Below are 12342 nucleotides of genomic sequence, written 5' to 3'. Positions count from 1 at the left end.
GATCACCCCTCACGCCCGGGACGTGTTCTGCGCCGGTACCTCACCGCGCACGGCTGCTGCAACTGGACGACCATCTTGCTGTGGTCGTTTCGGTAGGACTCCGACGGCTGCGCCATCTCGAACTCGAAGTCCCGCAGCAGGATCGAGAAGATCGCTTTGAGCTGCATCTGGGCGAATGCAGCACCGACGCAGCGATGCCGGCCGGCTCCGAACGGAATCCACGTCCAGCGGTTGACGATGTCCTCTTGATTCGGGTCGATGTACCTCCCGGGATCGAAGGTGTCCGGTCGGGGGAAGTCCTCGGCGATTCGATTGGAGATCGCGGGCGTCGCAGCGACAAGATGGCCCTCTCGGATCTCGAAGCCGCCCACTTCGAAATCTCCACGTGCCACCCGCAACAGGATGATCAACGGCGGATGCAGTCGAAGGGTTTCCTTGACCACGGCCTCGAGAACCGGAATCTGGCGCAGGGCATGAAAACTGATGTCGGCGCCGTCGGAGTACAGATTGTCGAGTTCGTCGACGACGTCCGTCATGGTGTCGGGATGCCGCAACATCTCGATCAGCGACCACGCTGCCGTGCCGGAAGTCGTGTGGTGGCCGGCGAACATCATCGAGATGAAGATGCCGGTGATCTCGTCGGCACTGAACCGAAGGTCGCCGTTCTCGTCCTTGACCGAGACCAACACGTCCAACATGTCGCGGTCCTCCTTGCCCTGCGGAGGATTCGCGATGCGCCCGTTCATGATGTCCTGTACCAGAGCGACCAACGCCAACCGGGCCTCGTCGCGGCGGCGGAAACTCTCGATCGGCGCGTACGGATCCACGAAAGCCAATGCATCAGTTCCCTGTTCGAGCTCGTGATACAGCTTGGCGAAGCTATCGTCCAGTTCGTCGCGGAACTTCTTGCCGATCAGGCACGCCGACGAGGTGTAGATGGTCAGCTCGGCGAAGAAGTCGAGCAGATCGATCTCGCCTTCGTCTCCCCACTGCGCGACCATCGCCTCGACCTCGCGGCCGATCGTGGCAGCGTGCCCGCGCATCTGTTCGCCGCGCAGAGCCGAGTTGTGCAGCATCTCCTTACGCCGCTCCGGGCTGGCATCGAAGACGACGCCTTCACCGAATATCGGCTTCATGAAGGGGTAAGCCGCTTGTTGGTCGAGATCCTCGTCGGTGGAGCGGAAGAAGAACTCGTTTGCCTCAGCTCCGGACAGCAGGATCACTGTGCGGTCGGCAAGTTGAAAGGCGCCGACGTCACCACATTCCTCACGCACCCGGCGCATGAGCGCTATCGGGTCGGTTCGCAGTTCCTCGAGATGCCCGTGCGGGAGATCCCCGCCGGACACCCGCGGTGGCTCGGGCAGTGTTCGCGACGTCTCCTGCACTCCGTGCGTCATGTCGTCTCCTGTGAGTTCGCAGTGGGAAGTTTGTCCAGTGGTGCCTCGGGCTGAACTTCGACGAGCACGATGTGTGCTCCTCGCGGCGCCGACACAACGGCGACGATGGCATTGGCGATGTCCGAGGCACGCAGAAAGTAACCATGGCGGGCGAACCCCCACTTACTCCACGATTCCCCAACCGGTCCGATGATCTCCGGCGTCGTGTCCATCCCCATGCCGGTCAGTGTCGGCCCGGGTCGCACGATCGACGCGCGAATGCCTGTTCCTTCGAGCTCCATTCGCATCTGGCGCCCCATTGCTTCGAGCCCGGCCTTGGCCGCGTCGTAAGCACCCATGAGTGGACGCTGGCGCTCGGCACAATCCGAGCCGATCAGTACGAAGTCACCGCGCTGTCGTTGCCTCATGCCGGGGAGTACGCGATGCGCCAATCGCTGCGCACCAACGAGGTGGACTTGGATCTGCCGTGAGAACGCCTCTGGATCCATCTCGTCCGCAGCCCCGAATTCGAGGTCACCGGCACCGGAGACGACCATTTCGGTGGGACCGTGGACTGCCTCTGCGGCCGAGACGAATCCGTCGACCGAATCACCGTCCGTGACGTCGAGGAAGTGGGCAAACGCTTCACCACCATTGCTGCGGATCTTCTCGGCGATGGCTTCGCATTCGGTGACTCGACGCGCACCGAGCGCAACCGGATGGCCGAGTTCGGCCAGGGCATACGCAGTAGCGGTGCCGATTCCCGACGATGCGCCACTGATCAATGCCGGCCGGCGAACTGGATTGGGTTCGAAACGAGGCATCAGCGCACCTGCACTTTCACCGGCAGGGCCGCAAAGCCCCGGACGTTTGTCGAATGAACACGCTCGATTCCGGACTCGTCGACTTCGTAGTCGCTGACCCGACGCCCGAACTCTGCGAGGGCGATCTTGGCTTCGAGCTTGGCAAGGTGGGCACCGAGACAGAAGTGCACGCCACCACCGAAACTCGCGAGTTTTCCCGACGAACTCCGGCCGATCTGGAAGCTGTCGGCATCCTCGAAGACGTCAGCGTCTCGGTTGGCCGATCCGATCAGGAGCAGGACCTTCTCCCCCGCCGGAATGGTGCGTCCGTGATATTCGAGGTCGACAACCGAAGTCCGAGCCACGATCTGGCTCGACGTGTCGTAGCGAAGAGTCTCTTCCACCCATTCCGAGGCTCGTTCGGGATCGTCGAGAACCGGTGTGATCTGCTCCCGGTGGTGCGAACCCCAGTACAGAGCGTTTCCGAGAAGCTTGGTCGTGGTCTCGTTTCCGGCCACGACCATCAGAAACATGAATCCGAGGATCTCCTGGTCCGAGAGTTTGTCTCCGTCGATCTCGGCATCGAGCAAGGCCGAGGTCAGATCGTCCGTCCGCGATCGGCGACGCTGCGCGATCATCTCCTTGTAGTAGCCCATCAAACTGATCGAAGCCTCCACCGCAGGTTGCGGCACGTCGAGAACACCCGCCTCTCGATGCACCACCAGATCCGCCTTGCGCCGCAGTTCGGCCCTGTCGGGTTCGGGAACCCCCATGAGTTCGGAGATGACGTCCATCGGCAGCTTTCCCGCCACCTCCGTAATCCAGTCGAACTCCCCCGCGCCCAACGCAGGTACCAGATGTTGCTTCGTGAGTTCGAGGATCCGGCCGTCGAGCTCCGCAACCCGTCGCGGCGTGAATCCGCGAGAAACCAACTGGCGCAACCGCATATGGCGGGGATCGTCCATCGCGAGAAACGACATCACATAATGCGCGTGTGGACCGTAGGCTGCTGGGTCGAGCGATACCCCGTTGGCGCTCGAGAGACGCTTGTTGTCCTTGAATCCGTCGACCACGTCCGCATATCGCGACAACGCCCAAAAGCCAACGTCCGGATTGTGATACAACGGTGATTCTTCGCGCAGACGCTTGTACGTCGGATACGGATCGTCGTGAAAGTGGTAGTCGTACGGATTGAAGACCACCGGATCGATCAAAGCTTCTGTCATGATTTCTCCAGGATCAGTAGAGCTGAGGCCTCGAGGCGTCCAGCGATTTGCGCGTAGGTTCCGTAGCCGATCCCTGCTCGCAGAAGCGCCCCGGCATAAAGCATTTCGAGCGCTTCCAACACTTCGGGTTCGCCATTCGGATCCAACGCCGAAGCGAGTCGTTGATGGATCTCGAGTCCGATCCGCCCGCGAAGATGTTCCACTTCAGGATCGGATCCGAGCAGTGCATTGGTCACGGCGGCCGATACCTCCGGTTCGTCCGCGAGAAGCAGCGCGATGTTTCGAAGTACAGACAGCACGTGCGCGGTGCGATCCAACCCTGAGCCATCAGGCGCCGACGAGTTCTGAAGTCTTCGCCAGAAAACCTCTGCGACCAGATGCTCCTTGGACGCGAAATACGTGTAGGCGGTCGCAGTTCCTACACCCGCTTCGGCCGCAACCGAACGGACAGTCAGTCCGGAAAACTCTTGTTTGCGTAGAACTTTCACTGTTGCTTCGGCAAGCCTGGCCACAGTTTCCGCCTGTTTGCCCGTGAGGCGCCTGCGAGTGGATTCATAGACAATCGATCCCCCGCCACTTGAATCGCCCCGTTTGCTGGACACGTGTCTGGACGTTACTACAGCACCCTGTCCAGGGCAACGAAATGGGGAAACTTCGAAAATTCACCACTCACAGGCAGCCACGAAGTGAAAAGTTCTACTACAGACCGATCTTCATCCCGGCACCAGCGTCCACGCGCAGTTGCTGGCCGGTGACGAATCGCGACTCGTCCGAGGACAGGTACACGACCGCATGCGAGATGTCCGCGGGCTCGACCCACGGGGTCGGCATCGCCTGCATGAACGGGAACGTCACTGCCGCATCCTCGGCGGTCGGATTCTCGAGGTCGGGACGGAACGTCCGGTACATCGGCATGCTCTGCAACATGTCGGTGTTCACGTTGGTCGGATGAATCGCGTTGACGCGAATGGAACTCGGCCCGAGAGTCAGTGCCAACGAACTGGTATATGCCTGAATCAGCTTCTTGGCCAGTCCGTATCCGTCGCCACCCGGACCCTGGAGCGCCTGCTGCCCGTTGAATCCGGTCTGTGGCACCAGACCGGCAACAGAGCCGATCGCGATGATCGAACCCCCTTCGCCGAGGTATTCCATCGACGCGTGCACTGTATTGACGACACCGAGAAAGTTCACATCGAACGCGTCGACGAAACCGGCAGTCGACACGTGCTTGCCGAGCGGACAGATACCGGCGTTCGCCACGACGACATGCAATCCGCCCAACTGACCTACCGCCTCGGCAAGTGCCGTTTCGAGTCCGGCGCGATCGCGGACGTCGACACGTGCCGTCACCACCTGCTGTCCGGTCTCTTTCACCAGTCGAGCCGTTTCCTCGAGATCGGCAGGACTGGCGAGCGGGTATTCGTTGCTGGCGATGTCTGCGCACAGATCGAAGGCGATGATGTGCGCGCCCTCCCGTGCGAGATGAACGGCATGACTGCGCCCCTGACCTCGAGCAGCACCGGTCACCAGCACCACTTTTCCGTCAACTCTGTTCATCTCGACCTCTCTCCCGTGAATGTGAAGGCGTGTACGTGAAGGCGTGCATGTGAAGGCGTGGTTGTGAATGTGCGGTGAACCGTAGCCGCGCCGCCCCGGACACGAGGCGCTTTTCACCGAAGCAGATCCCGAGACGCTCTCGAAATCTCTTATGCCCCAGAAACCATTGCCTCAACCACGAGTGTGAACTAGAGTCCAGACACATGTCCAGAAAGAGAGGGTTCGCGTTATGACGCTTCGACCCGCAGACAGTTCTGCACTTCTCGTCGACGGAAAGCTGGTTCCCGGATCGGGTGGAACCTTCGAAGTTTTCAACCCGGCCACCGAGGAACTGATCGGCCGTGCGGCCGAAGGCACCACCGCGGACATGGATGCGGCCATTGCCGCTGCGCGCCGTGCGTTCGACGAGACCGAATGGGCACGCGATCACGGGTTTCGCGCTCGCTGCCTGCGCCAACTGTGCGACGCACTCCAGTCCCACATCGAGGAGTTGCGTGAGATCACCGTCGCCGAGGTCGGCGCACCCGTCATGCTGACGAGCGGTCCGCAACTCGAAGGCCCGATCGAAGATCTTCGCTACTGGGCTGACCTGATCGAAACCTATTCGTGGGAACAAGATCTCGGGCACGCGTCACCCATGGGGATTCCGACCCATCGCCGACTGCTCAAGGAAGCGGTCGGCGTCGTCGGCGCAATCACACCGTGGAACTTCCCGCACCAGATCAATTTCGCCAAACTCGGCCCCGCCCTCGCGGCCGGCAACACCATCGTTCTCAAACCCGCGCCGGACACGCCCTGGTGCGCCGCGCTGGTCGCCAAGGTGATTGCAGAAGAAACCGAGATCCCAGCGGGCGTCGTCAACGTGGTGACGTCGACAGATCACTCTCTCGGCGCGCAGCTGTGCAGCGATCCGCGCGTCGATCTCGTGTCCTTCACCGGTTCCACCGCCACCGGACGCACGGTGATGGCCACGGCCGCGCAAACCCTCAAGAAGGTCTTCCTCGAACTCGGGGGCAAGTCCGCATTCATCGTCCTCGACGACGCGGACATCAAGAGTGCATGCTCGGTTGCCGCGTTCTCCGTGTGCGTTCATGCCGGTCAGGGATGCGCACTCAGTACCAGACTTCTCGTGCCGCGCGCTCGGTACGAAGATGCTCTGGCAGCGGCCTCCGCCGCGATGGCGGGTATCCGAGCCGGTGATCCCAGCGCGCGCGGAACGGTGTGCGGTCCGGTCATCTCCGCGCGCCAGCGCGCCAGGGTGGAGAGCTACCTCGCCCTCGCGGTCGAAGAGGGCGGCACGATCGTGACGGGTGGAGGCCGACCCGACGATCACCAGAGCGGCTTCTTCGTCGAACCCACTCTCATTGCCGGGCTGGACAACTCGTCTCGCGTAGCGCAGGAGGAGATTTTCGGGCCCGTTCTCGTGATCATTCCGTACGACAACGACGACGACGCTATCCGAATTGCCAACGATTCCCCCTACGGCCTGTCCGGGTCGGTGTGGGGCGCCGATCCCGATCGCGTCGCGCACGTCGTTGCCGGTGTCAGAACCGGAACGCTGAGTGTCAACGGCGGCGTCTGGTATTCGGCCGACGCACCGTTCGGCGGCTACAAACAATCCGGGATCGGCCGCGAAATGGGCCTCGCCGGTTTCGAGGAATACCTCGAAACCAAGCTCGTCGCTTCACCTTCCTGACATTCCACACCCTCACCCCACACCCTCACCACAGAATCATCACCACGAAAGTAGGTCGACATGGGACGTTTCGACGGTCGCACCGCAATAGTTACCGGAGCAGCGCAGGGTATCGGAGAGGCGTATGCCCGCGCTCTGGCCGCGGAGGGGGCCAACGTGGTCGTGGCGGACCTCAATCGCGAACTCGGTGAAGCTGTCGCCAAGCAGATCACGGCGGACGGTGGAAGTGCCGTGTTCAAGGACGTCGACGTCGCCGACGGGGAGTCGACTGCGGCACTTGCCGACTTCACGATCGAGCAGTTCGGTAGCATCGAGCATCTGGTGAACAACGCTGCCATCTACGGCGGAATGAAGATCGATTCCCTGTTGACGGTGGACTGGGACTACTACCGAAAGTTCATGAGCGTCAACATGGACGGCGCATTGCACGTGTGCCGGGCGGTCGTACCTCATATGCGCGCGAAGGGCGGTTCGATCGTCAACCAGTCCTCCACAGCAGCCTGGCTGTACTCGAATTACTACGGACTCGCGAAAGCCGGCGTCAACAGCCTGACACAACAACTCGCGACCGAACTCGGCTGGTCGAACATCCGGATCAACGCCATCGCTCCCGGTCCCATCGACACGGAGGCGACTCGAACCGTCACCCCCGGCAACATCGTCAAGGACATGGTAAAGCGAATCCCGTTGCAGCGCATGGGAACGCCGGAGGATCTCGTCGGCATGTGCCTGTTCCTTCTCTCCGACGACGCAGGCTGGGTGACCGGGCAGATCTTCAACGTCGACGGAGGCCAGGTGTACCGGTCATGACGGAATCGGCGCCGAGAGCCAGCGCTTCGAAAACCAGACTGGGATACATCGGCCTAGGCAACATGGGCGCGCCGATGGCGCAGCGCCTCCTGGACTGGCCGGGCGGACTGGTGGTGTGTGATGCCCGCGCAGAAGCGCTCGAACCGTTCACCACTGCGGGCGCGAGCGCAGCATCGACGCCCGCCGACGTTGCAGCGCAGGCGAGCATCATCTCCGTCACGGTGCTCGACGACGCGCAGGTACGCGAGGTTGTGTGCGGGCCGCACGGGATCCTGTCGACCGCACAGCCAGGCACTGTCGTCGCGATTCACTCCACTATCTCGGACACCACGGCGGTGGAACTCGCTGACATCTGTCAACAGCGTGGTGTTCTGCTGGTCGACGCGCCGATCAGTGGCGGTGCCGGCGGCGCAGCGCAGGGCAGGCTGGCAGTGATGATCGGCGGCTCCGACGAGGCGTTCGAAGCCGTCCGCGAGCCCTTCGGATCCTGGGCCGAGCTGGTGGTTCACGCCGGTGACGTCGGCGCGGGAACGCGAATGAAGCTCGCACGCAACCTTCTTCACTTCGTCTCGTTCACCGCCACGACCGAGGCCGCGCGACTCGCCGAAGCAGCAGGACTCGATCTCCGCACGCTCGGAAAGGTCGTCAGGCACACCGATGCGATCACTGGTGGCGCGGGCGCGATCATGCTCCGCGACACCACCGCACCGGTCTCGGAGGACGACCCGTGGTTCTCGATACTGCGGCATGTTCGCAATCTCGGGGAGAAGGACTTGGCCTTGGCCATCGACCTCGGAGATCGGCTGAATCTCGACCTGCCGCTCGCGCACCTTGCGCTCGCCGGACTCGGTGCCGGTCTGGGCGTCGGGAATGACAGCGAAGACAGGCCGGCCGAATCTTCAACGGCATCTTCGGCATCTACTACTCGGGAGCACGCATGACCGACACCACTCACATGACCGATGCCGGTGGAACCGACGAAAGCCGCATCTCCGAGACCCGCGCTCGTGGCGTCGCGAAGATGAACGAGGTGTACGGCTGGGAGCTTCCCGCCGACGTTCCCGGCGACTTCTTCGCGGTCACCGCCGACCACCTCTTTGCCGACATCTGGACGCGACCGGGACTGTCGGTGCGTGACCGACGCCTACTCCTGATCGGTGCCATCACCGCCCAGGGGCAGAACGATGTGGCAAAGATCCAGATCAACGCTGCTCTCCACAACGAGGAGTTGACCGAGCAGCAGTTCGAAGAGGCCGCGATCTTCCTGTGCCACTACGTCGGCTGGCCGCTGGCCACCGGACTCAACAATGCGCTGATCGCCGTGAAGGCCGACAGACGTAAAGCCGCGCGCGCCAAGGAGAAGGCCGCGGCCGATTCCGCGAAAACGGACACCGACTGACTTTCGGTCGAGATACTGCCATCAGGGCATCAATCACACCCATCGATTCCCCCACCAACCAACCAGAAGAACGAAGGATCCGAATCCATGGCCGAGGCCAGCTCAATCCGTCCGCAGCCCGCCGCAAGCATCGAGCAGTGGGACTTCGAGGCTGACGTCGTCGTCGCCGGCTACGGCATTGCCGGAGTGAGTGCTTCGATCGAGGCCGCGCGAGCGGGCGCCGACGTATTGGTGCTCGAGCGCACGAGCGGCTGGGGCGGCGCTGCGGCGCTGGCAGGTGGATTCATCTATCTGGGCGGCGGGACCCCGTTGCAGCAGGCACTCGGGTTCGAGGACTCCCCCGCCAACATGAAATCATTCATGATGGCCGCACTCGGGCCCGGCGCCGACGAGGAGAAGATCACCGACTACTGCGAAGGCAGCGTCGAGCACTACAACTGGCTCGTCGACAACGGTGTGCCGTTCAAGGAAAGTTTCTACGGCCAACCCGGCTGGGAAACACCCTTCGACGACGGACTCATGTATTCCGGCGGCGAGAACTCGGCACCGTTCAACACGATCGCGACACCGGCCCCTCGCGGGCACGTGCCGCAGATGAGCGGCAAGCGCACCGGGGAGAAGGGCGGTGGTTTCATGTTGATGAAGCCACTGATCGAGACGGCCGAAATCCTCGGCGTACGAGCAGAATACGACATGCGAGTCCAGCGCCTGGTCGCCGACGGAGATCGAGTAGTCGGCATCATCGCCAAGCAGTACGGCAAGGAAGTGGCAGTTCGAGCACGCACGGGTGTCGTATTGGCGACGGGAAGCTTCGCCTACAACGAAGCGATGATCCAGTCGTACGCCCCACGGCTGATCGGGCGCCCCGGTGCGGCTATCGAAGAGCACGACGGCAAGGCCATCCAGATGGCGCAGGCACTCGGCGCCGACCTCGCACACATGGACGCAACCGAGGTCGCATTCTTCGGCGACCCCCAGTTGATGATCCGCGGCATCCTGGTCAACGGACGCGGCCAGCGCTACGTCAACGAAGACACGTACCCGGGAAGAATCGGCCAGGAGACGCTGCTGCGCAACGAGAATCAGGCCTACCTGATCATCGACGAAGCTTCCTACGAAGAGGGCTGCGCCGCCGACAGTTCCACACCGTTCTTCAGATTCCAGCCCAAGTGGGTGGCCGAGACCGTCGAGGAACTCGAATCCGACATGGGCCTGCCGGAAGGCACCCTTCAGTCGACCGTCGAGGTCTACAACCGGCACGCCGCCCGTGGTGAAGACCCGGTACTCGGTAAGAAGAAGGAGTGGGTCAAGCCGATCGGCTCACCCGTCGCTGCGCTCGACCTTCGCAATTTCACCGCCGGATTCACGCTCGGCGGCCTGCGCACGTCGATCAACTCGGAGGTCATCCACGTCTCCGGCGAACCGATCCCGGGTTTGTTTGCCGCTGGACGCTGCACCGCCGGCGTCTGCGCCGGTGGATACGCCTCCGGAACGTCCCTCGGTGACGGCAGCTTCTACGGGCGACGCGCGGGAATCAGCGCTGCCAAGGGCTGAGCGTCTCTTATCAAATGTCAGCATCCTCAATGTCAGCATCCTCGCTGCGACGTTCGAGGAACAACGTGTCACGCCACCTGCCACCGAGTTGAGCGATACGCGAGCGAGTGCCGACGATTCGGAATCCGACGGCCTGATGCAAGGCGACACTCGCCCGGTTCTCCGGGAAGATCGACGACTGCACCGTCCAGATCTCACTGGCGTCGGCGGCTTGCACCTGTCGGCGAAGCAGCAGCTTGCCTACGCCGCGCCCGCGAGCACCGCTACCGATGTAGATGGAGTTCTCGGCGACCCATCGATGATCGGGCAACCATTGCGCGTCGAGCTTCTCGGCTGACGGCACCGACGTGGTGAACGTCGCGGTTCCGGTGTCGATTCCTTCTCGGTAGATCGAGCGCACGGCATCCCAGTCGCCGGATTCCATGCGGCGAAGCACCACATCGTCGGGAAGAACTCCCAGTGTGTCTTCGACCGGGCCACGCGCAGCCACAACGGCGGCCGCTGCCATCAGATCGGAGTATGCCGTTCCGGCAACACTGACAACCGAAGTGCCTTCACGCACCGAAGCCTCGACAAAACCGACCTCGATCAAGGCCTCGAGGTGAGCACTCAGCGCCGACGGCTCGAGTGATGCGGCGTGTGCAATCGTGTCGACGTCGATCGGACCGCCGGCAGCGAGTCGGAGCACTCGCAGCCGCGTCGGATCACCAAGGCACGCAAACCTGCGCGCAAGTACATCGGTGTCGAGGGGCGCGAGTGTTTCTGAACTCATAGGGCGACTATAACGCCGCTGACCTGCAGTTCGGTCGGCTAGGTGGGGCGAGCGGGCCCCGAAGTGAGAAACAACTCAGCCGCCGATCCTCGGGTTCACCGGCTAACGCGCACCGATCGACTCGGCAATCATCGACCACGAGTTGTGAAGATCGTCCTGCCAATAACCCCAGGAGTGAGTGCCAGTTGCCCGGAAATCATAGGTGGCCGGGATGCCCAGGGAGTCGAGCCGCTCGGCCAAACGCTGGGTGCACTGGTTCGTCCCGGCCTCGATGACTCCACCCACGATCACCTGGTTCGCCAGAACGCCGAGGTCGCCGTTGACCATCGGTCCCCCCAGATTCTCGTGTGGGCCGGGCAGGCCCGATCCATTGCTGATGTAGAGGTCGACCCCCCGCAATCTCTCGGCGTTGACCACAGGATCGTTGGCTACCCAGCCCGGACCGCCGGGAGGACCCCACATGTTGTCCACGTTGCCGCCGCGGAATCCGACCACGAATCTCACGTAGTCCTGACCGGGTTGAGTACTCGTCTCGGCGCACCCGCTGAAAGCACCGACGGCACGGTAAACGGATGGCGCCGCCTCGGCCAGGCTCAGAACCGAGGTACCTGCCATCGACAATCCGGCAACGGCATTCACACCCGTAGTCCCGAGCGTGGCATCGACGATCGGTGGCAACTCCTCGGTGAGGAACGTGGTCCACTTGTTCAGCCCGAGAACAGGATCGGGCTTCTCCCAGTCGGTGTAGTAGCTGTAGGCACCGCCGATCGGGTTGACGACGTTGACGTTCTTGTCGCCGAAGAAGTCGACGACGTCTGTGCGTGTCTGCCACGTCGCCGTGTCCTCGCCTCCGCCCGCGCCGTTGAGCAGGTAGAGAGTCGGCCGGGGCGCACTCGTGTCTGCCGGCCGAATCACCTCGAGTGGGATCACCTTGTCCATTGCAGCGGAGTAGACGTACATCGTCAGCTGACGGGCGTTGATTTCCTCGACGTGATCGAGAGCTGAACTGTCTGGAGGGGATGTTCGCGCCTGATCAGCCGAGGCAAGCGCCGCTTCACCGAACAATCCCGTCCATGCGACGAGGGCGGCGACCAGTATCGCCCGAGTACGTCCGATCCTTCTCATTGCCGCTCCTCGTGCTCGATTGCG

General features: G+C 62.6%; 12 protein-coding genes. 5 read left to right on the top strand and 7 right to left on the bottom strand.

Going from position 1 to position 12342, the window contains the following annotated elements:
• Nucleotides 1-2 precede the first annotated feature (2 nt).
• The 5 genes from cyp51 to RE4_RS21730 form a co-directional block, all read right to left on the bottom strand.
• Entirely contained in the window at nucleotides 3-1397 is a 1395-nt protein-coding gene (cyp51, locus tag RE4_RS21750) for a lanosterol 14-alpha demethylase (RefSeq protein WP_019748680.1), read from the bottom strand.
• A complete protein-coding gene (locus RE4_RS21745; RefSeq protein ID WP_020907946.1) occupies nucleotides 1394-2200 on the bottom strand; it encodes an SDR family oxidoreductase in 807 nt (268 codons plus the stop codon). The genes cyp51 and RE4_RS21745 overlap by 4 nt, the downstream gene beginning before the upstream one ends.
• Nucleotides 2200-3405 (bottom strand): cytochrome P450, encoded by a 1206-nt coding sequence (locus RE4_RS21740; RefSeq protein ID WP_019748682.1) that lies wholly within the window; start codon nucleotides 3403-3405, stop codon nucleotides 2200-2202. The genes RE4_RS21745 and RE4_RS21740 overlap by 1 nt, the downstream gene beginning before the upstream one ends.
• Nucleotides 3402-3968 carry a TetR/AcrR family transcriptional regulator gene (locus RE4_RS21735; RefSeq protein ID WP_024487471.1) on the bottom strand — a complete coding sequence of 189 codons (567 nt, stop codon included), beginning with the start codon at nucleotides 3966-3968 and terminating at the stop codon, nucleotides 3402-3404. The genes RE4_RS21740 and RE4_RS21735 overlap by 4 nt, the downstream gene beginning before the upstream one ends.
• A 136-nt stretch (nucleotides 3969-4104) precedes the next feature.
• Nucleotides 4105-4962, bottom strand: coding sequence for a mycofactocin-coupled SDR family oxidoreductase (locus tag RE4_RS21730; protein ID WP_019748684.1), 858 nt, complete (start codon nucleotides 4960-4962; stop codon nucleotides 4105-4107).
• Nucleotides 4963-5191: 229 nt separating this feature from the next.
• Between RE4_RS21730 and RE4_RS21725 the strand changes: the two genes are divergently transcribed.
• The 5 genes from RE4_RS21725 (at nucleotide 5192) to RE4_RS21705 (ending at nucleotide 10421) form a co-directional block, all read left to right on the top strand.
• The gene (locus tag RE4_RS21725) at nucleotides 5192-6658 is read left to right on the top strand and encodes an aldehyde dehydrogenase (RefSeq protein ID WP_060939329.1); all 1467 of its coding nucleotides are present in this window, start codon (nucleotides 5192-5194) and stop codon (nucleotides 6656-6658) included.
• A gap of 60 nt (nucleotides 6659-6718) precedes the next feature.
• Nucleotides 6719-7468, top strand: a complete 750-nt coding sequence (locus RE4_RS21720) for an SDR family oxidoreductase (RefSeq protein WP_007728639.1) — start codon at nucleotides 6719-6721, stop codon at nucleotides 7466-7468.
• The gene (locus RE4_RS21715) at nucleotides 7465-8409 is read left to right on the top strand and encodes an NAD(P)-dependent oxidoreductase (protein ID WP_060939328.1); all 945 of its coding nucleotides are present in this window, start codon (nucleotides 7465-7467) and stop codon (nucleotides 8407-8409) included. Before RE4_RS21720 ends, RE4_RS21715 begins: the two co-directional genes overlap by 4 nt.
• Nucleotides 8406-8867, top strand: a complete 462-nt coding sequence (locus tag RE4_RS21710) for a carboxymuconolactone decarboxylase family protein (RefSeq protein WP_021334001.1) — start codon at nucleotides 8406-8408, stop codon at nucleotides 8865-8867. The genes RE4_RS21715 and RE4_RS21710 overlap by 4 nt, the downstream gene beginning before the upstream one ends.
• 87 nt (nucleotides 8868-8954) lie before the next feature.
• Nucleotides 8955-10421, top strand: a complete 1467-nt coding sequence (locus RE4_RS21705) for an FAD-dependent oxidoreductase (protein WP_060939327.1) — start codon at nucleotides 8955-8957, stop codon at nucleotides 10419-10421.
• A gap of 10 nt (nucleotides 10422-10431) precedes the next feature.
• On the opposite strand, the gene RE4_RS21700 is transcribed toward RE4_RS21705, so the two are convergent.
• On the bottom strand, nucleotides 10432-11193 hold the full coding sequence (locus tag RE4_RS21700; protein WP_060939326.1) for a helix-turn-helix domain-containing GNAT family N-acetyltransferase: 762 nt from the start codon (nucleotides 11191-11193) through the stop codon (nucleotides 10432-10434).
• 102 nt (nucleotides 11194-11295) lie between these two features.
• On the bottom strand, nucleotides 11296-12318 hold the full coding sequence (locus RE4_RS21695) for an alpha/beta hydrolase (RefSeq protein WP_060939325.1): 1023 nt from the start codon (nucleotides 12316-12318) through the stop codon (nucleotides 11296-11298).
• Between the last annotated feature and the right edge of the window lie 24 nt (nucleotides 12319-12342).

This window comes from Rhodococcus erythropolis NBRC 15567, from assembly GCF_001552595.1.
GTDB classification, from domain to species: Bacteria; Actinomycetota; Actinomycetes; order Mycobacteriales; family Mycobacteriaceae; genus Rhodococcus_F; species Rhodococcus_F erythropolis.
This window is presented reverse-complemented; position numbering and strand designations above follow the sequence as displayed.